The sequence below is a fragment of the Bradyrhizobium pachyrhizi genome (assembly GCF_029714545.1).
GTDB lineage: Bacteria > Pseudomonadota > Alphaproteobacteria > Rhizobiales > Xanthobacteraceae > Bradyrhizobium > Bradyrhizobium pachyrhizi.
Window position 1 is genome coordinate 1,876,495 of record NZ_CP121667.1, and the last position, 24,626, is coordinate 1,901,120.

A 24,626-nucleotide genomic window follows, 5' to 3' on the forward strand; every position below is an offset into this window, starting at 1 on the left:
TGGGCTCGGAGTGAACTGATGCAGCAAATCGCCGCCGCGGATCGCTCGCGCAGGCTGAGTTGGAATACCGCGGACACGAGGCCCGGCGAGCAGTTCGCGTATTACCGCGAGGCGATCTGCCGGGCCTTCATGAACCTGACGCCGGAGCCGCCGGCGACGCCCGGCTTCCTCGCCCGCGTCGAGACCGTTGGGCTCGGCGACGGCGCGGTCAACCGGGTCAGCTTCCCGGAGCATGTCGTGCGGCGCTCGGCCGCCGACATCGCCGTGTCCAGCCGGCGCTGCTACTACCTCAATCTGAAGCTCGCCGGCCGCTGCCGGATCCGGCAGGCGGGACGCGAGATCAGCCTGTCGCCGGGGCAGGTCGGAATCTTCGACAGCGGCCAGCGCTTCGCGCTGCTGCACGACCGCGGCCCGGCGCTGCAGGTCGCCTCGTTCTGGGTGCCGGCCGAGGCGCTGGATGAACGGCTGCCGTCGGCGCCCGAGGTCGCGCCGGCGCGGGTCTCGGATGATCCCTTCGTCGGCCATCTCATCACCGAGACGGCGCAGGTTCTGAACACATCCGCGCTCCGTGCCTCGGATGCGGACAACGCGCGGCTGTTCGGCGTGTTGCTCGATCTGGTCGCGCTCAGCCTGTCGCGCAGTGGTCGCGCAGGCGTCGCAGAGAGCGCAAGCCTTGCCGATGCGACGTGGCTTGCGCTGCGCCGCGCCGTGGACCGCAGGCTGCGCGAGCCCGGGCTCGGCGTTACCGCCATTGCGGCTGCGATCGGTATCAGCGAGCGCTATGTCCACAAACTGTTCGAGCGCGCCGGCACGACATTCGCCAGCCATGTGATGGACCGCCGTCTCGACGGCGCCGCGCGCGATCTGAGGGATCCCGCGCTCGCCGGGCGCGCGATCGGCGACATCGCGTTCGACTGGGGCTTCTCCGACCTGTCGCATTTCACGCGGCGCTTCAGGCACCGCTTCGGCTGCACGCCGCGCGACTGGCGCCGCGGCTGACCAACCCTTCGGAAATCGCCATGGCGCAGCCGTTCACCTACCAGGTCAGCCCGATGCGGGTCGTGTTCGGGGTCGGCACGGTCGCGCAGCTGGCGGACGAGCTCGACCGGCTCGGCATCGGTCGCGCGCTGGTGCTGGCGAGCCGGCGGCAGCAGGCCGAGCTCGGCGATCTCGCTGACCTGACCGGCGGCCGTGTGGCCAGATTGTTCGACGGCGCAGTGGTGCATACGCCGGTGGCGGTGACCGAACATGCGATGGAGATCGTCCGCGAGCTCAAGCCCGACGGCGTGGTTGCGATCGGCGCCGGCGCCGCGACCGGCCTCAGCAAGGCGATTGCGCTGCGCACCGACCTGCCGCAACTGATCGTGCCGACCAGCTATGCCGGCTCCGAGATGACGCCGGTGCTCGGCGAGACTGTCGACGGCGTCAAGACCACGCAATCATCGCCGAGGATACTGCCCGAGACCGTGATCTACGACGTCAACCTGACGATCTCGATGCCGGCAAAATTCTCCGCGATCTCCGGCCTCAATGCGATCGCGCATGCCGCCGAGGCGCTGTACGCGCGGGACGGCAACCCGATCACCTCGCTGATGGCGGAAGAGGCGATCGCAAAGCTCGCATCATCGCTCCCCGACGTGATCGCGCGGCCGCGCGATCTCGATGCGCGCGCGGACGCGCTCTATGGTGCGTGGCTGTGCGCGGTCTGTCTCGGCACCGTCGGCATGGCGCTGCACCACAAGCTCTGTCATACGGTCGGCGCGTTGTTCGACCTGCCGCATGCCGAGACCCATGCAGTGCTGCTGCCGCACACCATCGCCTACAATACGCCGGCCGCGCGCGATTCAGTTAGCCGCGCGGCGAGGGCACTTGGAGCGACCAGCGCCGCCGACGGCTTGTTCGATCTGTCGGCAAGGCTCGGCGCGCCGCGCTCGCTCGCCGAGATCGGCATGCCCGAAGACGGCATCGCAAAGGCCGCTGCGCTCGCCACCAAAAATCCTTACTGGAATCCGCGGCCGATCGAGGAGAGCAGCATCCGCGACCTGCTGAAGCGCGCGTGGTCCGGCGCGCGGCCGCAGGCCGGATGATCAGACCCCGATCGCGTTGCGCGCGATCACGTCGCGGTAGAATGCCGCGCTCAATTTCGGCACCCGGGCCTGGGTCTCGAAATCCACCCGGTAGAGGCCGAAGCGCTTCTCGTAGCCGAATATCCATTCGAAATTGTCCATCAGGCTCCACAGGAAATAGCCATGGACCGGGACCCCGTCGGCGGTCGCGCGCTGCAATTGCGCAAGGTAGTTGCGCAGGAACATGATGCGGTCGAGATCGTAGATCTGCCCGTCCGGATGCACCTTGTCCTCGCCGGACGTGCCGTTCTCGCTGATATAGATGCTCTTGATGTTCCACAGCTTGGCGGCGATCCGCGGCGCCCAATAGATCGTCTCCGGCGCGATCCGCAGCCATTCCGAGCTCATGTGCGGGAAGGAAGCCGGCATCGGCAGCGGCTTCCAGCCGGGGGCATGCTCGGTGGCAAGGATGTAGCATTGCGGCGCGTAGATGTTCAGCCCGACGAAATCATTGGGCTGCGAGATGATCTTCAGCTCGTCCGCGGTGAATTTGGGCGCATCCGCGCCGGCATATTGCAGGAAGCCTTCGGTGTATTTGCCTTCAAGGACGACACCGAGGAAACCTGCGTTGAGCTCGCGGGTCGCGATCTCGGTGGCGCGGATGTTCTCCGGCGTGTTGAAGGCGGGCACGCAGGCGGTGATGTTCTCGGCCGGCCCGACCCGCGTGCCGGCACGGCCTTTGGCGCGGATCGCCTGTACCGCGAGCCCGTGCGCCAGCGCCACATGATGGCGCGCCTGGTTCACCTCGCGCGCCGGCAGCTTCAGCCCCGGGGCGTCGACGCCGAGCGCATAGCCGAAGGGGAGGAAACGCCCGACCTCGTTGAGGGTGAAGACGTTCTTCACGCGGTCGGTCAGTCGCTGTGCCACATAGCCGGCATAGTCGCCGAATGCCTTCGAGGTGTCGCGGGAGCGCCAGCCGCCGACGCGGTCCTGCAGCGCCTGCGGCAGGTCCCAGTGATAGAGCGTGGCGTAGGGCTCGATGCCGTTCGCCAGCAGCTCGTCGACCAGGCGGTTGTAGAAGTCGAGGCCCTTCGGGTTCGGCGTGCCGGAGCCGTCGGGAAATACCCGCGGCCAGGCGATCGAAAACCGATACGCCTTGGCGCCGAGATCCTTGATGAGACGAACGTCCTCCTTGTAGCGGTGATAGTGGTCGTTGGCGCGGTCGCCGGTCGAACCGTCCTCGATCTTGCCCGATGTATGGGTGAAAGTGTCCCAGATCGATGGGCCGCGGCCGTCCTCATTGACCGCGCCCTCGACCTGGTAGGACGAGGTTGCGGTGCCCCAGACGAAGCCCGTGGGAAAGTTCGTGCCGTCCGGCCGCGACGCACGGTTTGCAGCCTCGGCAGAGCCGGCCAAACCGAGCGCCGAGAGGCCTGCAAGGCCCCCAAACTGCCGGCGCGAGAACTTTCCGAACATTGCTGTCTCCCGTCGCGGACGTTGCCGCTGGATGCGGGCCGTAGGTTAACCTTCCATCCCGCCGTTGAGCAACAAGGGTCGGCGGGCCAAAGCGCCGTGGCGAACGTCGCACCAATCAATGCGAACCATTGTGATGTCAATGTCGCGGAGTTGTCAGTTTTGTGGCGACATTTTCTCTACTAGATTGCCTGCTACGTCTTTCCGCAATGACATCCGAATATCCCCGAAATTCCCGTGAGCTGCGCGCGATGAACAAGCCTGCAACCCATGTCCGAAGGGCGCTGCTGCGTCGTCTTGCCACTGCGATCGGCTTGGCTTTGGCGATGGCCGCAAGCGCGCAGGCCGAGCAGACATTTTCGTTCGACCGCACGCCCGGAAAGTTGCCGAAGACGGTGGTCCCGTTGCATTACGCGATCGAGCTGACGCCTGATATCGCGGGCCTCGCTCTGCCCGGCGTCGAGACCGTCGACATCGAGGCGCGCGAGGCGACCGCGCAGCTGACGCTGAACGCGGTCAACACGACATTCGCAGAGGTTACGATCGATGACGGCGCGCAGCGCGCGGAGGTCGCGACCGATGCCGCCGCGCAGACCGCAACGCTGACCTTCGCCAGGCCGCTTGCGGCCGCCCGCCACAAGCTGCGCATCGCCTTCACGGCGCAGATCAACAAATTCGGCACCGGCCTGTTCTCGGTCGACTACCCGACCGGGACCGGGATCAAGCGGATGATCTCCAGCAAGCTGGAGCCAGCCGATGCAAGGCGGATCTTCCCGTGCTGGGATGAGCCGTCGTTCAAGGCGAGCTTCGCGCTGACCGTCGTCATTCCGCGCAATCTGCTCGCGGTCGGCAACATGCCCGTGACCAGCGAAGAGCCGGTCGCCGGCGATCTCAAGAAGGTTGCGTTCGCACCGACGCCGAAGATGTCGAGCTATCTGTTCGTGCTCACGGTCGGCGAGCTCGAGCGCGTCACAGCGGATGCGGGCGGCGTCACAGTCGGCGTGGTGACGACGGAGGGCAAGAGCGGGCAGGGCCGGTTCGCACTCGACAGCGCGGTGAAGCTGCTCGGCTATTACAACGACTATTTCGGCGTCAAATATCCGCTGCCGAAGCTCGACCTGATCGCCGTTCCCGGCGGGTTCGGCGGCGCAATGGAAAACTGGGGCGGCATCACCTTCTTCGAGAGCCGGCTGCTGTTCGATCCTGCGACTTCCGCCGAGACCGCGCGGCGCGGCATCTTCGCCATCATCGCGCACGAGATGGCTCATATGTGGTTCGGCGATCTCGTCACCATGGCGTGGTGGGACAATCTCTGGCTCAACGAGGGTTTTGCCAGCTGGATGGCAACCAAGGCCTCGGAGCAGTTCTATCCGCAGTGGCAGGGCTGGCTGAACGGTTACGGCGCGAAGCAGTTTGCCATGGCGCTCGATGCGCGGCGCACCTCGCATCCCGTGCAGCAGCCGATTGCCGATCACAGCGAAGCGGTGACGGCGTTCGACGCCATCACCTACAACAAGGGGCAGGCGTTGATCCGCATGCTCGAGACCTATCTCGGCGAACCGGCGTTCCGCGACGGCATCCGCAAATACATGGCCGCGCATGCCTACAGCAACGCGACAACCGCTGATCTCTGGCAGGCGCTCGAGAGTAGCGGCGGCAAGGCGATCACTGGGATCGCCGCCTCCTTCACCGAGCAGGACGGCGTGCCGCTGGTCGTGGCCGAGACGGACTGCGATGGCGCGGCGCAACGGCTGACCTTGCGGCAGGATCGCTTCGTGATCGCGCCGGCCAACAATCCGCCGCTGCCGGCCCGCAACTGGCAGATCCCCGTTGCGGTCGGACCGACGCATGGCAAGCCGTTTGACGAGATATTGCTGAAGGGAAGCACCGATATGCCGGCCGGCGCCTGCGGCGATGCGATCAAGGTCAACCTCGGCGACGTCGGTTACTTCAGGGTCGAGTACGGTCCGAAGAACCGTGCGGCGTTGCTGAACGCATTCCCGCAAATGCAGGTCGCCGACCGTCTCAATGTCGTTACCGACAGCTGGGCGCTGGTGCAGGCGGGCCGCGCGGAGGCGCCGTCCTATCTCGCGCTGTTCGATGCGCTCGATGCCGGTGACCATCGCGCGGTGTGGGACCAGGTGATTTCGACATTTGCGGCGCTGAACCGCCTGGCTCGCGACCGCACCGAGCGGCCGGTGATCCAGGCCTATGCCCGCGCCAAGCTGCGCCCGGTGTTCGATCGGATCGGATGGGACGGCGCCGGTTCAGGCGACGATGACATTGCGTTGTTGCGTGCAAGCCTGATCTCGACGCTTGGCGATCTCGGGGATGCAGCTATTCTGGCGGAAGCGAAGCGGCGCTTTGCGGCATTCGTCGATGATCCCAATTCGCTTCCGACCGCATTGCGCGACGCCGTCACGCATGTTGTCGGTGTGACCGCCGATCGGGCGACCTACGACCAGCTGCTGGCGCTGGCACGTAACAGCACGGCAACCAATGAACGGCTGCGCTATTATCTCGCGGCGGCAAGTGCCCGCGATGCTGAATTGGCGCGGGCAACGCTGGCGTTGACGCTGACCAACGAATTGCCCGACACGATCGTGACGGGGATGATCAACGCGGTTGCGTCCGCCGGCGAGCAGCCGCAGCTCGCCTGGAACTTCGTCCGGACCAATTTCGATACGTTGCTGGCGAGGCAGGGGCCGAACTTCCGCGACCAGTTCGTGCCGAACTTCATGACCAACTTTACCGATGAGGCACACGCGGCGGAACTGGCTGCGTTCGCTCCGTCGCAATCGACCACCGGCGGACGGGTGATGGTGGCGCGATCGGTGCAGGCGATCGCAATCTCGGCCGATCTTGCCGCGCGCGTGCTGCCCGCCGCCGACGCCTGGATCAGGGCGCACAAGCCGTGAGATCGCGAGGGAGTTTCCGGCGGCGCGCGATGCGGCTATGCTCCGTGCGCGGCATGCAATCAACGATGCGAGGCTGAGATGGTCAAAGGTTCCGATTTGCTGGTCGCTGCCCTCGAGAATGAGGGCGTGGAGCGGGTGTTCGGCGTTCCCGGCGAGGAGAATCTCGACGTCGTCGAGAGCCTGCACAAATCCTCGATCAACCTGATCGTGACGCGCCACGAGCAGGCCGCGGCATTCATGGCGGCGACCTATGGCAGGTTGACCGGAAAGCCCGGCGTCTGCATGACGACGCTCGGCCCCGGCGCGCTCAACCTCACCACCGGCGCCGCCTATGCGCTGCTCGGCGCGATGCCGATGGTGATGCTGACGGGCCAGAAGGGCATCTTGAGCAGCCGGCAGGCCAAGTTCCAGATTGTCGACATCGTCAATACGTTTCGTCCGCTGACCAAGCTGTCGCTGCAGATCGTCAGCGGCGCGACCATTCCGACGCTGGTCCGCGACGCCTTTCGCATTGCGACGCAGGAACGGCCGGGGCCGGTGCTGCTCGAACTGCCGGAGGACATTGCGGGCGAGGAGACTGCGCCGGTCGAAATGATACCGCCGCATCCGATCGAAATTCCGATCGCGCACGCCGCCGCGCTGGACCGCGCCGCCGACATGATCCTGAAGGCGCAGCGCCCGCTGATCATGCTTGGTGCTGCGGCATCGCGTCCGCGCTCCACCGCCGGGATCGGCGACTTCGTGCGGCGCACGAAGATCCCGTTCATTACTACGCAGATGGGCAAGGGCACGGTGTCGGGCGGCACCAATCAGTATATGGGGACCGCCGCGCTGAGTGAGCGCGACTATGTGCATGAGGCGATCGACCGCGCCGACCTCATCATCGCGATCGGTCATGACACGGTCGAGAAGCCGCCTTTCATCATGGGCCCGAAGGGGCCGCAGGTGATCCATGTCAGCTACATGCCGGCAACGGTCGAGCAGGTCTATTTCCCGCAATGCGAGGTGATCGGCGATGTCGGGCCGAGCCTCGAATTGCTGGCTGATCGGGTCGAGGGAAAGCTGCCGCATGCCAGCGCGCTGCTCAGCCTGCGCGAGAGCATTCTGGCCAAGGTCACCGATCGCGCCACCGAGGGCCGCTGGCCGCCGACGCCGCAGCGCATCGTGCACGATGTGCGGCAGGTCATCCCGGAGGACGGCATCGTCGCGCTGGACAACGGCATGTACAAGATCTGGTTCGCACGCAACTACCGCACGCTGCTCGCGAACTCGCTGCTGCTCGACAACGCGCTCGCGACCATGGGCGCCGGCCTGCCGTCGGCGATGATGGCGGCGATGCTGTATCCGAAGAACCGCGTGCTCGCGGTCTGTGGCGATGGCGGCTTCATGATGAACTCGCAGGAACTCGAGACTGCCGTCCGCCTCAAGCTCAATCTGGTGATTTTGATCCTGGAGGATTCCGCCTACGGCATGATCCGCTGGAAGCAGGCGGTCGACAATTTCCCGGATTTCGGCCTGACCTTCGGCAATCCGGATTTCGTCAAATACGCCGAAAGCTACGGCGCCAAGGGTTCGCGGATCGCGAGCACGGATGCGATCGTCCCGACCCTGGAGCGCGCCTTCTCCGGCGGCGGCGTGCATCTTGTCGTGGTGCCGATCGACTATACCGAGAACAAGCGGGTGCTGGTCGACGAACTGCGCGAGAAGGTGCAGCAGATCGATGTGTCGTAGAGCATGATCCGGACCCGAACGGCCGCGTTAGCGCAAAGTGCGAAGCGGTTTTCCCTCGCGACAAACGCAAAGCGTTTGCGCGGAGATCATGCTCAAACAAGAAGCTGAAGCATGGCTGCGATGGGCAAGGAACGAAAAGCCCTCGGCTTGATTGAACGTAAGCCGCCATGGTAGCACGCCAAGATATTACGCGATGGCATCACTCGTTGTGCTGATGGCCGGCGATACCAGATCTGAGAGGTCACGTGACTGCACCAAATCCTGCCGCCGGCAAACCCATCGATCCCGCCGCGCTTGCCAATGTGCCGCGGCTGGTCACGGCCTATTTCGCCGGCAAGCCCGACGCCGGCGATCCCGCCCAGCGGGTTGCGTTCGGTACCTCGGGCCATCGCGGCTCGTCGCTGAAGAATTCCTTCAACGAGGACCATATCCTCGCCACCACACAGGCGATCTGCGATTACCGGCGCGAGAAGGGCCTCACCGGGCCGCTGTTCATCGGCATCGACACCCATGCGCTGGCCGAGCCGGCGCTGGCCAGCGCGGTCGAGGTGTTCGCGGCCAACGGCGTCGAGATCATGATCGATGCGCAGGGCGGCTACACGCCGACGCCGGTGATCTCGCACGCGATCCTGAGCTACAACAAGGGCCGCAGCACGGGCCTTGCCGACGGCGTCGTCATCACGCCGTCACACAATCCTCCGGAGGATGGCGGCTACAAATACAATCCGCCGCATGGCGGCCCGGCCGACACGGACGTCACCGCCGTGGTCGAGAAGAACGCCAACCGCTACATCGAGGCAGGCCTCAAGGGCGTCGCGCGGCTGCCCTATGATCGCGCGCGCAAGGCAGCGAGCACGCATCTGCACGACTACATCACGCCCTATGTTGCCGATCTCGGCAACACCGTCGATCTCGCGCTGATCAAGTCCGCCGGCGTCAAGATCGGCGTCGACCCGCTCGGCGGCGCGGCGGTGCACTACTGGCAGCCGATCATCGCGCGCTACGGCATCAACGCCACGGTCGTCAATGATGCGGTCGATCCGACCTTCCGCTTCATGACCGCGGACTGGGACGGCAAGATCCGGATGGACTGCTCGTCGCCTTATGCGATGGCGAGCCTGATCGGGATGCGCGATCGTTTCGACGTCGCCTTCGCCAACGACACCGACGCCGACCGCCACGGCATCGTGACGCGCTCGAACGGGCTGATGAACCCGAACCACTTCCTCGCCACCGCGATCGCCTATCTGTTCGCGCACCGGCCGCAATGGAGCAAGGACGCCGCGATCGGCAAGACCATCGTGTCGAGCTCGATCATCGATCGCGTCGCGACGAAGCTGGGCCGCAAGCTGGTCGAGACGCCGGTCGGCTTCAAATGGTTCGTCGACGGGCTCGGCAGCGGCGGCTTCGGCTTTGCCGGTGAGGAGAGCGCGGGCGCATCCTTCCTGAAGCGCGACGGTTCGGTGTGGACCACCGACAAGGACGGCATCATCCTCGGCCTCCTGGCGGCCGAGATCATCGCCAAGACCGGCCGCGATCCGAGCGAATTGTTTGGCGAGCTGACCGCCGAACTCGGCGTTCCCTATTACGAGCGCATCGATGTGGCGGCGACGCCGAAGCAGAAGAACGCGCTGAAGGCGCTCGGGCCCGATCAGCTCAACATGACGCAGCTCGCCGGCGATGCCGTGCGGGCGGTCAGGGCCAAGGCGCCGGGCAACGACCAGCCGTTCGGCGGCATCAAGGTCGAGAGCGAGGCGGGCTGGTTCGCCGCGCGTCCCTCTGGCACCGAGGATGTCTACAAGATCTACGCCGAAAGCTTCCGCGGGCCGGATCATCTCAAGCAGATCCAGGGCGACGCGCAGGCCGCGATCGCCAAGGTGTTCTGAAACGCGCGAGCCGGGCGGACCTCATGCGAATATTGTTGACCGGCTCCTCCGGCTGGCTCGGCCGTTTCCTCGCGCCGCGGCTTCGACAGGCCGGCCATGATGTGGTCGGCCTCGACGTCGTCCCGGGCGAGGCGACCGATGTCACAGGCTCGGTAGCCGAACGATCGGTGGTCGAGCGCGTGTTCGCGGATTACGGCATCGAGGCCGTGATCCATGGCGGCGCGCTGCACAAGCCCGATATCGCGCGGTTCGCGCCGCAGGCCTTTGTCGACGTCAACGTGTCAGGCACGCTCAATTTGCTGCAGGCAGCCGTTGCTGCCGGCCACGACCGTTTCGTCCTCACCTCGACGACCTCGCTGATGATCTCGCAGGCGATCCGCGACGAGGAAGGCCATGCTGCGGTGTGGCTCGACGAGACGACAGGACCGCTCGAGCCGCGCAACATTTACGGAGTGACAAAACTCGCCGCTGAAGGGCTGTGCCGGCTGTACAGCCGCGAGCACGGGCTGAACTGCGCGGTGCTGCGCACCAGCCGCTTCTTCCCCGAGGATGACGACACCATCCGCGACATCCATGGCGAGAACCTGAAGGCGACCGAGCTGCTGTACCGCCGCCTCACCGTCGAGGACGCCGCCGATGCTCATGTCGCGGCGCTGGACAAGATCCGCGGCTTCGAGGTCTTTGTCATCAGCGCGCCGACGCCGTTTGCGCGCAGCGATGTCGCCGACCTGAAGACGGACGCGGCCGGGGTCATCGCGCGCACCTTCCCCGATGCGCCGGCGCTGTTCGCGCGGCGCGGCTGGCACCTGCCGAAATCGATCGGCCGGATCTACGACGCGAGCAAGGCCGAACGGCTGCTCGGTTTCCGCGCCGGCACGGATTTCGCAGCGGTGCTCGGCGCCTTGCGCAGCGGCACGCCGCTTCCCTTTGCGCACGATCCCGATTATGTCTCGCCGTCAACGAGGCTCGCAAATGGCTGACTTCCACGGCGTCTTTCCGTATCTGGTGTCCCCGGTCGACCCTGCCGGCCATGTCCGCACCGAGGTGCTGGGCCGGCTCTGCGACGATCTGGTCAAGGCCGGCGTCCACGGCCTGACGCCGCTCGGCTCGACCGGCGAGTTCGCCTATCTCAACAATGCGCAGCGCATGCAGGTGGTGGCGACCACGATCGAGGCCGCGCAGGGCCGCGTGCCGGTGGTCGCCGGCGTCGCCTCGACCTCGACGGCGGATGCGGTGGCGCAGGCCAAGGCCTACCAGAAGCGCGGCGCGACCGGCATCCTCGCGATCATGGAGGCGTATTTTCCGGTCGGCGACGCGCAGGTCGAAGCCTATTTCCGCGCCATCGCCGATGCCGTCGACATTCCGGTCGTGATCTACACCAATCCGAATTTCCAGCGCTCCGACCTCACGCTCGACGTCATCGCGCGGCTCGCCGGGCATCCGCGCATCGGCTACATCAAGGACGCCTCGACCAACACCGGGCGGCTGCTGTCGATCATGAACCGTTGCGGCGACAGCCTGAAGGTGTTCTCGGCCTCCGCCCATATTCCGGCCGCGGTGATGCTGATCGGCGGCCACGGCTGGATGGCGGGTCCTGCCTGCATCATCCCGCGGCAAAGCGTCGAGCTCTACAATCTGTGCCGCCGCACCCGCTGGGATGAGGCGATGGCCCTGCAGCGCAAGCTGTGGCGCATCAACGAGGCGTTTGCCCGCTTCAACCTCGCCGCCTGCATCAAGGCCGGGCTCGCGAGCCAGGGCTACGACGTCGGCGATCCCGTGCCGCCGCAGGCGCCGCTCACGGCCGAGCAGCGCAAGGTGGTCGAGGCGGCGTTGCGCGATCTGGCCTGAAGCCGTCGGGGGCCACGCGGCAAAATGCCGGGCAATCCGCCCTGGCTATGCCGGAAACCTCCGCTTGGTCAGCGCGTTTGTTGCGTGGAGCACAGCAATGAATCGGCGTACCGTCCTTGTCCTGGCCGTGATCGCGGCCGTTCTGCTGATATTCGCGGCCGGCAGCATCCGTCAGGCGCCGTGGAGCGGCCCGGCTGCCCGCGCGGTCACCGAGCGCGGCGCGCTGTCGGACGCCGAAAAGGCCAATGTCGAGATCTTCGAGAAGGTCTCGCCGTCGGTCGTGCAGGTGGTGACGCAAACTGCCGCCAATCCGCTGAGCGAGGAGCAGGAGGGCGGCGCGGCGTCGGGCACCGGCATTGTCTGGGACAATGACGGCCACGTCGTCACCAACAACCACGTGGTGCAGAATGCGAGCCAGGTCGCGATCCGCTTCGCCTCCGGCGAGGCGGTACGCGCCGAGATCGTCGGCACGGCGCCGAACTACGACCTGGCGGTGCTGCGCATCCGCAGCGCGCGCAACCTGCCGCCGCCCCTGGCGCTCGGCAGCTCCGCCGATCTCAAGGTCGGCCAGTTTGCCTATGCGATCGGCAACCCGTTCGGGCTCGATCAATCGATGTCCAGCGGCATCATCAGCGCGCTCAAGCGCCGGCTGCCGACCTCCAGCGGCCGCGAGATCTCCAACGTGATCCAGACCGACACCGCGATCAATCCGGGCAATTCGGGCGGCCCGTTGCTCGATTCCGCCGGCCGGCTGATCGGCGTGACCACGGCGATCCTATCGCCGTCGGGCTCGAATGCCGGCATCGGCTTCGCGATCCCGGTCGACATCGTCAATCGCGTGGTGCCCGAGCTGATCCGCAACGGCCGCGTGCCGACGCCGGGGATCGGCATCGTCACCGCGAATGAGGCCGTCGCCACCCGTATCGGTGCCGAAGGATTGATCGTGGTGCGCACGACACCGGGGTCGCCGGCCGAGCGCGCCGGGATACGCGGGGTCGACATGTCGACCGGTGAGCTCGGCGACGTGATCACCGCGGTCGACGGCAAGCCGGTGCACCGGCTCTCCGATCTGGCCGACCAGCTCGAGCAGATCGGGGTCGGCAAGAAGGTCCGGCTCAGCGTGAACCGCGAAGGCTCGGCGCGCGATGTCGAGGTCGCCATCGTCGATATCGGCCGGACGCAATAATGTCGTCACTGCCCTGACGCGTACCGCCGGATTGTGCTTTCGCGCGCCGCGCGACGAGATGCCTGTCCTTCGGCTGGCGTGTGGTTGTCAGGCCGCCAAAATCCGCTAAAACCCCCGCCAAATTCTCTGGAAATTCTTGGAAGCTCGAAGGACCCTCTGATGAACATTCTTCCCGGCAATATGCGTTTTGGTGCGGGCCAGCCAGTCAAGCGTCTGGAAGACCAGCGGCTGGTCACCGGGAAGGGGCATTTCATCGACGACAAGCCGCAGGACGGTGCGCTCTGGCTGCATGTGCTGCGCTCGCCGCACGCCCACGCCAACATCAAGTCGATAAACGCCAAGGCGGCGCTGGAGATGCCGGGCGTCAAGGCCGTCTATACCGGCGCCGACCTCGTCGAGGACGATATCGGCACGCTGCCGACGCTTGCGATCTTCAAGCGGCCCGACGGCTCGCCGATGACCGTGCCGCCGCGACGCCTGCTGGCGCATGAGGTGGTGCGTTACGCGGGCGAGGGCGTCGCGGCGGTGGTCGCGACCTCGCGCGTGCTGGCCCAGACCGCGGCCGAAGCGATCGAGATCGATTACGAGGTGCTGCCCTCGGTGGTCGATCCGGTCGAGGCGATCAAGCCGGGCGCGCCGGCGGTCTGGCCGGAGGCACCCGACAACGTCGTGGCCGCGATGAGCTATGGCGATGCCGCCAAGGTCGAGGAAGCCTTCGCCAACGCCGCGCACAAGGTGTCGCTCGACCTGGTCAGCCAGCGCCTGGTGCCGTCGGCGATGGAGCCGCGCTCGACCATTGCCGAGATCGAGAAGAAGACCGGACGGCTGATCCTCCACGTGCAGTCGCAGACCCCGGGCTCGACCCGCGACCTGCTGGCGGAATCGATCCTGAAGCGACCGAAGGACAGCGTACGCGTGCTGGTCGGCGACATCGGCGGCGGCTTCGGCCAGAAGACCAGCCTGTATCCGGAGGACGGCATCGTCGCCTATGCCGCGACCAAGCTGAACGAGAAGATCCGCTGGCGCGGCGACCGCACCGACGAGTTCGTCGGCGGCACCCATGGCCGCGACCTGACCTCGACCGGCGAGTTCGCGCTCGACGCCAAGGGCCGCGTGCTGGCCTATCGGGTGCGCTCGATCGGCGGTACCGGGGCCTATTCGTCGGGCACCGCCAACATCATCCCGCTGGTGCTCGGGCCGTTCGTGCAGACCGGCGTCTACGACCTGCCGCTGGTGCATTTCGAGGTGAAGTCGGTGATGACCCACACCGCGCCGGTCGGGGCCTATCGCGGCGCCGGCAGGCCCGAGGCGGTGTTCATCGTCGAGCGGCTGTTCGATGCCGCCGCGCGCCAGATCGGCATGGACCCGCGCACCATCCGCAAGGTCAACTACATCAAGCCGGCGCAGCTGCCCTACACCAACGCGGTCGGGCAGGTGTACGATTCCGGTGCCTTCGCGCACATGCTGGAGCGCGCGTCTGATTTGGCGGACTGGAACGGCTTTACCGCGCGCAAGAAGGCGGCGAAGAAGAAGGGCCTGCTCTACGGCCGCGGCCTGACCAGCTACATCGAATGGACCGGCGGCCGCGCCCACACCGAGAACGTCTCGCTGCATGCGACCGCGGAAGGCCGCGTCATCCTGCATTCCGGCACCATGGCGATGGGGCAGGGCCTCGCCACCACCTACACCCAGATGATCGCTGATACGCTCGGCATCGCCATGGACAAGATCGACGTGATTCAGGGCGACACCGACCTCGCCACCGGCTTCGGCAGCGTCGGCTCGCGTTCGCTGTTCGTCGGCGGCACCGCGGTTGCGGTCTCCTCGAACGACATGATCAACAAGGCGCGCGACAAGGCCTCCAATTTGCTGGAAGCCTCCGTCGAGGACATCGAGTATCGCGACGGCTTCCTCACCGTGGTCGGCACCGACAGGCGCATCAGCCTGTTCGAGATCGCGGCGAAGGAAAACGGCGCAAAGCTCTCGGTCGAGAGCGAGGGTAATGTCGACGGGCCGAGCTGGCCGAACGGCACCCATATCTGCGAGGTCGAGATCGATCCGGAGACCGGCGTCACGCGGGTGGCGCGCTACACCACGGTCGATGACGTCGGTGTTGCCGTCAATCCGATGCTGGTGACGGGGCAGGTGCATGGCGGCGTTGTCCAGGGTATCGGCCAGGCGCTGTACGAAGGCGTGGCCTACAGCGAGGAAGGCCAGCTGCTGACCGCGAGCTATCAGGACTATTGCATCCCGCGCGCGGACGACATTCCGCCGATCACGGTGACGCTCGATGGCTCCGCGCCGTGCAAGACCAATCCGCTGGGCGCCAAGGGCTGCGGCGAGTCCGGCGCGATCGGCGGGCCGCCCTGCATCACCAACGGCGTGATGGATGCGCTGAGCGAGGTCGGGATCAAGCAGCTGAACACGCCGCTGACGCCGTCGAAGATCTGGCAGGCGATCCAGAACGCGAAGGCGGGGGCTGCTTAGCCGTCATTCCGGGGCGCGCGCTAGCGCGAACCCGGAATCTCGCGCCACAACATCGAGGTTCCGGGTTCATCGCTCTGCGATGCCCCGGAACGACGGTGCCCTACAGTCCCAGCACCATCTTCGCGATGATGTCGCGCTGGATCTCGGACGATCCGCCGAAGATCGTATAGGCACGGCCGTTGAGATATTCCGGCACCACCGGCAGCAGCTCCTCCGGAATCGCCGGCTCGTGGTTAAGCCGGTAGAACGGCCGCGCCGGCTCGACGGCAAGGCCGTCCTGGCCGATCACGTCGACGCCAAGCCGCGTCACCGCCTGGCGGATCTCGCTGACGCGGAGCTTGATCAGCGACGACACCGCGCCCGGATTCTGCCCGGTCTGCAGCGCCGACAGCACCCTGAGCTCGGTCATCTCGAGCGCATCGATGTCGACCTCGACCTCCGACATCCGGATCGCGATATCGGGATCCTCGATGGCGCGGCCGGTGACCTCGGAGCCTGCGAGATCGGTGATCGTCTTCAGCGCCTCGCGCAGCTTGGCCGACGCGATGCCGGAGCCGCGCTCGAATTCGAGCAGATATTTGCCGTAGGTCCAGCCCTTGCCTTCCTCGCCGACGCGGTTGGCGACGGGCACGCGGACGTCGTCGAAGAATACCTGGTTGACCTCGTGGTCGCCGCCGATGGTCAGGATCGGGCGGGTAGTGATCCCCGGCGTCTTCATGTCGATCAGGATGAAGCTGATGCCGTCCTGCTGCCGCTCGCCGTCATTGGTTCGCACCAGCGCGAACATGCGGTTGGCGTGATGGGCGTGCGTGGTCCAGATCTTGGTGCCGTTGATGACGTAGTCGTCGCCGTCGCGCACCGCGCGCGTCTTCAGCGAGGCGAGGTCGGAGCCCGAGCCCGGCTCGGAATAGCCCTGGCACCAGTAATCCTCGCCGGAGAGAATCCGCGGCAGATAGAAATTCTGCTGCTCGGGCGAGCCGAACCCGATGATGACGGGGCCGACCATCTTCACGCCCATCACGTTGACATTGGGCACGCCGGCGCGGGCGCATTCGGCCTCGAAGATCCAGCGCTGCGCCGGCGTCCAGTCCGGTCCGCCATGTTCCACCGGCCAGCCCGGGGCGCCCCAGCCCTTCTTATGCAGCGCGCGCTGCCACGCCATGCCGATGTCGGGATCGGAGAACACCGACGGCGTCAGCGCGGTGGCGCGCTTCATCTCCGGCGTCAGGCTCCCGGCAATGAAATCGCGGACTTCCTGCTCGAAAGCGCGTTCCTCGGCGCTGAAGGTGAGATCCATGGTGCGCTCTCCGTTAGGCGTGCGCGCGGCCGCTCAGCGCGGCGTGGCGGCGATAATGATGGGCGCTGTTGCCGAACAGCGTATCGAAGGCGAGCAGCCGCTTGAAATACGCGCCGATGTCGAGCTCCTCGGTGACGCCCATCGCGCCGTGCAGCTGCACCGCCTGCTCGGCGACGAAGCGCGCGCAGTTGCCGATCTTCGCCTTGGCGCCGGACGCCGCACGGCTGCGGGCCACAGGCTCGGCATTGGCCATCAGCGCGGCGCGCAACGCCATCGAGCGCGCCTCGTCGACCTGCATCGCCACGTCCGCGAGGCGATGGCGGATCACCTGGTTGGCCGATAGCGGCCGGCCGAACTGCTTGCGGATTTTGGTGTATTCGAGCGTAGTGTCGAGCAGCGTCTGCATGATGCCGACCGCCTCGGCGCCGAGCGCGGCCATCGCGCGGTCGACCACGGTTTCGATCGCGGGCAGCGTATCGCTGCCGTCGCCGAGCAGCGCATCGGCGGGCAATTGCACATCCTTCAGATCGAGATTGCAGCCGCGCCCGCCGCCGAGCCGCGCGTAGTCGCGCAGAGTGAGCCCGGGCGTCCCCGCCGGCACCAGGAACAGGCCAAGCTTGCCGGACGCACTATTGGCGTTGGCGATACGGGCCGAGACGATGATCTGGTCGGCTGCTGCGCCGTCGAGTACGGCGATCTTGCTGCCGTTCAGACGCCAACCGTCGGCCGTCTTGCCGGCCGTCGTGTCGACATGAGCGAGATCGAAGCGCGCGGCGCGCTCGGAATGCGCGAAGGCGAGCGTAAGCTTGCCCTCGGCAACATCAGGCAGGATCGCCTGCTTCTGCGCCTCGGAGCCGCGTTCGGCGACCAGCGCGGCGCCGATCACGACCGTGGAGAGGAACGGCTCGGACACCAGCCCGCGGCCGAACGCTTCCATCAACAGTCCGATCTCGATCGCGCCGCCGCCGAGCCCGCCATGGGCTTCGCTGATCGGCAGCGCCAGCCAGCCGAGCTCGGCGAACTGTTTCCAGATCGCGGGCGAATAGCCCAGCGGATCGTTCGCCGCTTTTTTGCGATGCTCGGGGCTGAAGGTTTCCGCCACGAAGCGGTCGGCACTTTCGCGCAGCAGGCGCTGCTCGTCGCTGAGGGTGAGGTCCATCTGGCTTGCTACACGTTGGCGGTTTTCTTGACGGAGGGATGCAGACCTGCGGGGTCCACCACCATGCCGAATTCCTGAAGGTTGTGGGCGTGGCAGAGCTGATGCAGCGCGAAGGCCTGATCGATCGCGGCAGGCTGCCCCATGATGTCGATCGAGCGGTTCACCGCCTCCTTGGAAAGCTTCAGCGCAAAGGCGGGCTTTGCGGCGATCCGCCGCGCCAGCGCCAGCGTGAACGACGAGAGATCGCCGCGTCGCACCACGTGATTGACCATGCCGAGGCGATGCGCCTCGTCGGCACTCCAGACGTCGGCGGTGAACAGCATCTCCTTGGCCTTGCGCGCGCCGAGCTCCCAGGGATGCACGAACCACTCGACGCCGCAGACGCCCATCGTCACCACGGGGTCGCAGAACTCGGCATCGTTGCTGGCAACGATCAGGTCGCAGGCCCAGGCCAGCATCAACCCGCCGGCAATGCACTTGCCGTGCACCTCGGCGATCGTCGGCTTTGCCAGATTGCGCCAGCGCCTTGTGATCTGCAGGTAGATCTCCTGCTCGCGCGCGAAGCGGCCATGGGCGTTTGGCTCGGCGAAGCCGCCCCAATTTCCGACTGGCGGGAAATCAGCGCCGGCCTGGTTCTTGGCCCCTGGCCTGAGATCGTGACCCGCCGAGAAATGTGGGCCGTTGCCGGCGAGGATGATGACCTTGACCGCGTCGTCCTGCACCGCCCGGTCGAAGGCGGCGTTGAGGTCGTAGGTCATCTGCAGGTTCTGGGCGTTGCGGGCCTCGGGGCGGTTCATCACGATCCGCGCGATCGCGGGCTCGGGCCGTTCGACAACAATCGTCTCGAATTGTTCAGACGCCAATGGATCCTCCCGCGATTGATTTTTTCGCCATGATGAACGGCGCGGGCAGGGATAGGCAAGCGTCATCATCCGCAAAAGAAGCCGCGAAATCCGCCGCACGGGATTATCCGGCGAAAATCTGTTACGCTGACGCAGAATCCACCCGGGGAGGACCATCTTCATGCGCAAGCTTTGGACCGTACTCGCAGCGCTGGCGACATTGAGCCTGACCAACTGCGGCTACAACGCGATCCAGACCAGTGACGAGCAGGTCAAGTCGAGCTGGTCGGAGGTGGTGAACCAGTACCAGCGGCGCGCCGATCTCGTGCCCAACCTGGTCAACTCGGTGAAGGGCTTTGCGCAGCAGGAGAAGGACGTGCTGCTCGGCGTCACCAACGCGCGCGCCAAGGTCGGCAGCATCCAGGCAACGCCCGAGGTGCTCAACGATCCGGCGGCGTTCCAGAAGTTCACGCAGGCGCAGGGCGAATTGACCAGCGCGTTGTCGCGGCTCCTGGTCGTCACCGAAAACTATCCGCAGTTGAAATCGGACGCGCTGTTCCGCGACCTGATGGCGCAGCTCGAGGGCACCGAGAACCGCATCACCGTGGCGCGCAATCGCTACATCAAGGCAGTGCAGGACTACAACGTCGGCATCCGCACCTTCCCGAACAATTTGACCGCGATGGCGTTCGGCTACAAGGAGAAGCCCAACTTCACGGTCGACAATGAAAAGGAAATATCGACCGCGCCGAAGGTCGATTTCAATAATCCGTCGCCGGCCCCTGCGCCGTCGAAATAGCGCCGGCGCGCGCGCATCGCGATGACCGCCGCACGCGTCATCCTGCTCGCCTTCCTGCTGGGCTTCGTGTGCCCGGCATGGGCCGAGGTCGCGGTGCCTCCGCTCACCGGCCGCGTCGTCGACCAGACCGGGACGCTGTCCGCCGGCGATGTCGCGACGCTCACCGACCGGCTGAAGGATCTGGAAGTCCGCAAGGGCAGCCAGATCGCGGTCCTGATCGTGCCGACCACGGGCGAGGAAACCATCGAGCAATTCTCGATCCGCGTGGCCGAGGCCTGGAAGATCGGGCGCAAGAAGGTCGACGACGGTGCGCTCCTTGTCGTCGCCAAGAACGACCGGCACTTGCGCATCGAGGTCGGCTACGGCCTCGAAGGCGTGCTGAGCGATGCCGTCACCCATCGCATCATCGACGAAGACATCACGCCGAAATTCAAGGCCGGCGATTTCGCCGGCGGCATCTCGGCCGGCGTCGACCGGATGATCCGCCTGATCAATGGCGAGAAATTGCCGGCGCCGGAGCCCGAGCATTGGCAAGGGCCGAACCTGGTCGACTTCGCCAATCCGGTGACGATCTTTATCGTCATCATCGTGGCCGGCGTGTTGCGTGGGATACTGGGACGGTTGTTGGGCTCGGTCGCGACCGGCGGTGTTGTCGGCGTCTTCACCTGGATGGTGGCCGGCTCGCTCGCCACGGCGCTGGTGGTCGGCCTGTTCGCCGCCGTCGCGGCGCTGATCTTCGGCGGATTGAACTTCGGCGGTCCGGCGGCAGGCTCGGGACCGTACCGGCGCGGCGGCGGTTATTCCGGCGGCTGGTCCGGCGGCGGGGGCTGGAGCAGCGGCTCGAGCTCGAGCGATAGCGGCGGTTTCAGCGGCGGAGGCGGCAGCTTCGGCGGCGGCGGCGCCTCGGGGAGCTGGTAGGCATGGGCATCAAGCGCATCGGCAAGCATCTGATCGAACACCGCTGGCGGGTGCGGCGTGATTTTCCGCCGCGCGTGCTCGACGCCATCGAGCGGGCGATCAAGGCCGGCGAGGCCACTCATTCCGGCCAGATCCGTTTCGTCGTCGAGGGCGCGCTCGACGGTGTGCCGCTGTTCCGCAATCAGCCTGCACGGGAGCGTGCGCTCGACGTGTTCTCGCATTTGCGGATCTGGGACACCGATCACAACAATGGCGTTCTGATCTATCTGTTGCTCGCCGACCGCGACGTCGAGATCGTCGCCGACCGCGGCATCGACGCGAAGGTCGGCCATGCCGGCTGGGAGGCGATCTGCCGCACGATGGAAACGGATTTCCGTTCCGGCCGCTTCGAGCAGGGCGTGATCAAGGGGATCGAGGCGGTGTCGCGGGAGCTGGCAGAGCATTTCCCGCCTCCGGCCGGCCCGAACGAGCTACCGGATAAGCCGGTGGTGATTTGAGGAGCTGGGTGTGCTCAGTGTCTTTTCACCCTCCCCTGGAGGGGGAGGGTCGCTGTGCATGCAGCGAAGCGGAATGCGCAGCGGGGTGGGGTGATCTCTCCACTCGGACGCCGCCCGTAACGAGAGACCTTCACCCCACCTCGGTTCGCATTGCGCTATTGCTTCATGCGAACCGATCCTCCCCCTCCAGGGGAGGATAAGGGAGAGCCTACGCCTTCACCGATGGCCGCGCGCCGACGCGGTTGAACCAGGCGACGATGTTGGCGTTCGACTGGTCCAGCGGCTGGCCGACCTGATTGCCGAAATCGAGCCAGCAATAGAGCAGCATGTCGGCGAGAGTGAAGCGCTTGCCGCAGATGTATTCGCGGCCGTCGGCCATCTGGTCGTTCAGCCACTTGATGCGGTTGGCGGCGATCATCTTCAGGCCGGGCGAGGCTTCGGGCGCGACGGGAATGCGTTTCTCGAAGAATTTCAGCGCTTCACCGAAGCGGTAGCCGTTGGCGAGCGGCTCGGCGATGTTGAGATCGACGCGGCGCGTCCACATCCGGCATTCCGCGCGCTCTTCCGGCGTGGTGCCGATCATCGCGGGCGAGGGGTGCTTCTCCTCGAGATATTCGCAGATCGCCGTGATCTCGGAGAGGTAGTTGCCGCAGTCGAGCTCGAGCGCCGGCATCTGGCCGTGCGGATTGCGCTTCAGGTGTTCCGTCTCGCGGTTCTCGCCCTTGCGCAGGTCGACGGTCTGCTTGGGTATCTCGATGCCCTTCTCCGCCATAAACATGCGCACGATGCGCGGATTGGGTCCGATCGAGTCGTAAAGCTTCATGATCCTCGCTCCCTGTTTCCTAGGCGTTGTTATTGCCGCTGTTGAACAGGCCGCGTGCGGATTTGTCAAATGTGAAGGTGTTCAGCCCTCAAAACGTCATTGCGAGGAGCGTTTGCGAGGAAGCGATCCATCCTTCCAGCTATGCAGAGCCATGGTGCTTCGCGGAGCCTGTCATCGGGCGCGCGTTCGCGCGACCCGTTGGCTCGCAATGACGAAGGAGGCGAAGCTCAATCGTCGAGCTTGTTGAGGTCGCGCACCGACTGCATGATCGGCTCGAAATTCGAGCGCGCATCGAGTGCATCGAACAGTTGCGCGGTGTCCTCGAGCAGGCCGTGCGAGCGCTGCAGCGCGATCCGGACATCGTCCTGCGGCGTGTCGGATAGCCGGCCATGACCCGACAGCAGGATCTTCGAGTTGAGGCCCTTCAGCCGCTCCAGCGACTGGATGTAGTCGGCGATCGAGCCGGAGCCGAACACACCGCCCATCACGCCGCCGGGCATCAGCGTGTCGGCGGCGAACAGCAGGCCCTTGTCTTGGTCGAACAGCGTGATGCAGGCCGAGGTGTGGCCGGGCGTGTACATCACATTGAGGCGGAAATTGCCGAGGTCGATCAGGTTGCCTTCCTCGAGCCAGATGTCGATATCGATCGGCACGTTCGGCTCGTTGAACATCTTGCGCAGCATCGAGAAATCGTCGCGCAGCATGATCTTGTTGGCGGCGAGCCGATGCGCGGCGATATAGGCGCTGCCGTGGAAATGATAGGCGGCGCCGATGTGGTCGAGATGCTCATGGCTCAGCACCACCATGTCGATCATCTCGGGCGTCACCCCGAGATGGTTGAGACAGGCGACGAGCGACGGATAATTGCTCGACAGTCCGACGTCGATCATGATGGTCCGCTTGCTGCCGCGCACCAGATAGGCGTTCGCCGCACGGTTCTTGAAGCGGATCTGATAGACGTCGTCGGCGGCCTGGATCAGCGTTGCGACCTCGGCGTCGAACAGCGTCTTGAACGGGCTTGGCTTGCGGTCGCTCATGGGGTTGCCGCCGTCCGGTAAGTGACCGCGTTGGACGCGCGCAGGCGCTTCGAGAGCGCATCCATCACCATCAGCGCAAACGCCGGCTGCTGGCTGACCAGATAGACGAAGCGGGCGTGGTTGATCCGCATCACCCGTGTTGCGGGCGCGGAGGCGATGGCGGTCGCCGAACGCGCCGAGCCGTCGATCACGGCCATCTCGCCGAAGAACTCGCCCTTGCCGAGGCTGACGATAACAGTCTTGTTTCCGCGATCGATCTTGGCGATGTCGACCTTGCCGTCGAGCACGACAAACAGCTCGCGGCCGGTCGAGCCTTCCTCAAAGATGACGTCATCGACACCAAATTCCTTGATGCATTTCTCGATCGTCATGGTGCTCTCCTGCCTTCTGGCTGGAAGATGACGGTATGTTAATCGGGAAAGCGCCGCGCGCAAACGGAAGCGACGCAGATTGCCGCAGGGCAGCATCGCCCAAATCCGGCCCGGAAAACTCCCTAAAATTTAGGTAATGGCGGAGCGGGGTAACCATTTCGCAAGCAATAAAAGTTACCGAATTGTCAACCTAGTCTGGAGACTTTGAACGTGAGTGAGCAGCAGAGCGAGCCGGTCAGCGGTCAAACCGGCGCCGAAACGGCGGCGAAGAGCGAGCCCGTGATGGCCGCGACCGGTGTCGAAGCTCCCCGGCTTGCGCCCGAGCAGGAAGAGACGTCGCCGAAGGCGGACGCGCCCCGGATGGACGCGCCGAAGGCCGAAGCCCCCAAGGTTGAGCCGTCCCGGCTGGATCCTGTGATCGAGGCCAAGATCGATGCCAAGATCGACGCCAAGGTCGAGCCGACCAATATGGACGTGCCTGAGGTCGAGACCGGCAAGCGGGAAGAGCCGCGCTTTCCGGGCAAGCTGATGATCATGGCGCCGGGTGACCGCACCTGGGACCATGAGGCGACGGCATCCAGGCCGGGCGCCGAACAGGCGGCCAAGGCGGCAGGCAAGCCGGCCGGCACGCGCCGGATCGGCGCGATGGCCGCGGTGATCGCGCTGGCGACCGTGGCCGGCGCCATCGGCGGTGCGCTCGCGACCGCGGGGCTCGGCCATCTTGCCGCCCCCGCCGCTGCTTCCGTCAGGGATGTGGCTGCCAAGGACGCCGCCGCCAACAATGAGGCGGCCGATGCCGCGCTCGCCCGGATCGAATCCGAGGTCGCCGCGCTGAAGGCCAGCGTCGAGCAGACCGCCAAGGCCGGCCAGGCCCAGTTCAGCAAGGCCAGCGACCGGATCGAGAAGGTCGAGAAGGCCCAGGCCGAGCCGATGGCCAAGCTCAACAAGCTCAGCGAGGCGGTCGACAAGCTCCGCGCTACGCCGCAGACGACCGTCGCCGCGGCGACGCCCGCCCGCGAGGTCACGGGCTCGATCACCCCGGCGACTGCCGCGGCGGCGCCGGCCGCCCCCAGGCCCGAGGTCGGCCGCCTGCCGGTGGTCGACGGCTGGTCGCTGCGCGACGTCGGCAATGGCGGCGCGCTGATCGAAGGCCGCGGCGGCATCTACGAGGTTTACGCCGGCGACCCCGTCCCGGGTCTCGGCCGCGTCGACGCCATCCGCAAGCAGGACGGCCGTTGGGTAGTCGTCACCAGCAAGGGCCTGATCGTTTCGCGCTGATCGGCGAAAC

General features: G+C 66.0%; 20 protein-coding genes. 13 read left to right on the plus strand and 7 right to left on the minus strand.

All coding sequences use genetic code 11. The features are described 5' to 3' along the window. The first annotated feature begins 18 nt into the window (after positions 1-18). Both QA639_RS08540 and QA639_RS08545 read left to right on the plus strand, forming a co-directional pair. Positions 19-999 carry a helix-turn-helix domain-containing protein gene (locus QA639_RS08540; RefSeq protein ID WP_283089543.1) on the plus strand — a complete coding sequence of 327 codons (981 nt, stop codon included), beginning with the start codon at positions 19-21 and terminating at the stop codon, positions 997-999. Between the two features lie 20 nt (positions 1,000-1,019). Next, on the plus strand, positions 1,020-2,087 hold the full coding sequence (locus QA639_RS08545; protein WP_283089544.1) for a maleylacetate reductase: 1,068 nt from the start codon (positions 1,020-1,022) through the stop codon (positions 2,085-2,087). Here the strand turns inward: QA639_RS08545 and QA639_RS08550 are convergent, their stop codons facing one another. After that, positions 2,088-3,542, minus strand: a complete 1,455-nt coding sequence (locus QA639_RS08550; RefSeq protein ID WP_283089545.1) for a GH1 family beta-glucosidase — start codon at positions 3,540-3,542, stop codon at positions 2,088-2,090. A 248-nt stretch (positions 3,543-3,790) separates the two neighbouring features. On the opposite strand from QA639_RS08550, the gene QA639_RS08555 reads away from it, so the two are divergent. The 7 genes from QA639_RS08555 to QA639_RS08585 all read left to right on the plus strand — a co-directional run bounded on the left by QA639_RS08555 (position 3,791) and on the right by QA639_RS08585 (position 15,595). After that, entirely contained in the window at positions 3,791-6,457 is a 2,667-nt protein-coding gene (locus QA639_RS08555) for a M1 family metallopeptidase (RefSeq protein WP_283089546.1), read from the plus strand. Positions 6,458-6,535: 78 nt separating this feature from the next. Then, complete coding sequence (locus QA639_RS08560; protein WP_283089547.1) at positions 6,536-8,188, plus strand: acetolactate synthase large subunit; 1,653 nt, start codon at positions 6,536-6,538, stop codon at positions 8,186-8,188. Between the two features lie 245 nt (positions 8,189-8,433). After that, the gene (gene pgm / locus QA639_RS08565) at positions 8,434-10,074 is read left to right on the plus strand and encodes a phosphoglucomutase (alpha-D-glucose-1,6-bisphosphate-dependent) (RefSeq protein WP_283089548.1); all 1,641 of its coding nucleotides are present in this window, start codon (positions 8,434-8,436) and stop codon (positions 10,072-10,074) included. A 23-nt stretch (positions 10,075-10,097) separates the two neighbouring features. Next, positions 10,098-11,054 carry an NAD-dependent epimerase/dehydratase family protein gene (locus QA639_RS08570; RefSeq protein ID WP_028334928.1) on the plus strand — a complete coding sequence of 319 codons (957 nt, stop codon included), beginning with the start codon at positions 10,098-10,100 and terminating at the stop codon, positions 11,052-11,054. Continuing rightward, on the plus strand, positions 11,047-11,922 hold the full coding sequence (locus tag QA639_RS08575) for a dihydrodipicolinate synthase family protein (RefSeq protein WP_057019254.1): 876 nt from the start codon (positions 11,047-11,049) through the stop codon (positions 11,920-11,922). The genes QA639_RS08570 and QA639_RS08575 overlap by 8 nt, the downstream gene beginning before the upstream one ends. A 97-nt stretch (positions 11,923-12,019) precedes the next feature. Then, positions 12,020-13,108, plus strand: a complete 1,089-nt coding sequence (locus QA639_RS08580; RefSeq protein WP_283089549.1) for a S1C family serine protease — start codon at positions 12,020-12,022, stop codon at positions 13,106-13,108. Between the two features lie 159 nt (positions 13,109-13,267). After that, complete coding sequence (locus QA639_RS08585; protein WP_283089550.1) at positions 13,268-15,595, plus strand: xanthine dehydrogenase family protein molybdopterin-binding subunit; 2,328 nt, start codon at positions 13,268-13,270, stop codon at positions 15,593-15,595. A gap of 100 nt (positions 15,596-15,695) precedes the next feature. Here QA639_RS08585 and QA639_RS08590 read toward each other — a convergent pair whose 3' ends face one another. From QA639_RS08590 to QA639_RS08600, 3 genes are read right to left on the minus strand one after another with little or no spacing between them, the layout of a single operon-like run. After that, positions 15,696-16,892, minus strand: a complete 1,197-nt coding sequence (locus QA639_RS08590) for an acyl-CoA dehydrogenase family protein (protein WP_157346705.1) — start codon at positions 16,890-16,892, stop codon at positions 15,696-15,698. Positions 16,893-16,905: 13 nt separating this feature from the next. Beyond that, the gene (locus QA639_RS08595) at positions 16,906-18,051 is read right to left on the minus strand and encodes an acyl-CoA dehydrogenase family protein (protein ID WP_157346707.1); all 1,146 of its coding nucleotides are present in this window, start codon (positions 18,049-18,051) and stop codon (positions 16,906-16,908) included. An 8-nt stretch (positions 18,052-18,059) separates the two neighbouring features. After that, on the minus strand, positions 18,060-18,914 hold the full coding sequence (locus QA639_RS08600) for an enoyl-CoA hydratase (protein WP_082190771.1): 855 nt from the start codon (positions 18,912-18,914) through the stop codon (positions 18,060-18,062). Between the two features lie 160 nt (positions 18,915-19,074). Here QA639_RS08600 and QA639_RS08605 point away from each other — a divergent pair, with 160 nt between their 5' ends. The 3 genes from QA639_RS08605 to QA639_RS08615 are packed head-to-tail and all read left to right on the plus strand — an operon-like array spanning position 19,075 to position 21,107. Further along, positions 19,075-19,692 carry a LemA family protein gene (locus tag QA639_RS08605; protein ID WP_028334935.1) on the plus strand — a complete coding sequence of 206 codons (618 nt, stop codon included), beginning with the start codon at positions 19,075-19,077 and terminating at the stop codon, positions 19,690-19,692. Positions 19,693-19,713: 21 nt separating this feature from the next. Continuing rightward, entirely contained in the window at positions 19,714-20,610 is an 897-nt protein-coding gene (locus QA639_RS08610; RefSeq protein ID WP_157346709.1) for a TPM domain-containing protein, read from the plus strand. Between the two features lie 2 nt (positions 20,611-20,612). Then, positions 20,613-21,107: a TPM domain-containing protein gene (locus QA639_RS08615; protein WP_028334937.1), complete on the plus strand. Its 495-nt coding sequence runs from the start codon at positions 20,613-20,615 to the stop codon at positions 21,105-21,107. A 208-nt stretch (positions 21,108-21,315) separates the two neighbouring features. Here the strand turns inward: QA639_RS08615 and QA639_RS08620 are convergent, their stop codons facing one another. From QA639_RS08620 to QA639_RS08630, 3 genes are all read right to left on the minus strand, one after another. Next, complete coding sequence (locus tag QA639_RS08620) at positions 21,316-21,930, minus strand: glutathione S-transferase family protein (RefSeq protein ID WP_028334938.1); 615 nt, start codon at positions 21,928-21,930, stop codon at positions 21,316-21,318. Positions 21,931-22,157: 227 nt separating this feature from the next. Further along, complete coding sequence (locus tag QA639_RS08625; protein WP_028334939.1) at positions 22,158-22,967, minus strand: MBL fold metallo-hydrolase; 810 nt, start codon at positions 22,965-22,967, stop codon at positions 22,158-22,160. Continuing rightward, positions 22,964-23,338, minus strand: a complete 375-nt coding sequence (locus QA639_RS08630) for a Crp/Fnr family transcriptional regulator (RefSeq protein WP_018273297.1) — start codon at positions 23,336-23,338, stop codon at positions 22,964-22,966. The genes QA639_RS08625 and QA639_RS08630 overlap by 4 nt, the downstream gene beginning before the upstream one ends. Before the next feature lie 204 nt (positions 23,339-23,542). Between QA639_RS08630 and QA639_RS08635 the strand changes: the two genes are divergently transcribed. Beyond that, entirely contained in the window at positions 23,543-24,616 is a 1,074-nt protein-coding gene (locus QA639_RS08635) for a hypothetical protein (RefSeq protein WP_028334940.1), read from the plus strand. Positions 24,617-24,626 lie beyond the last annotated feature (10 nt).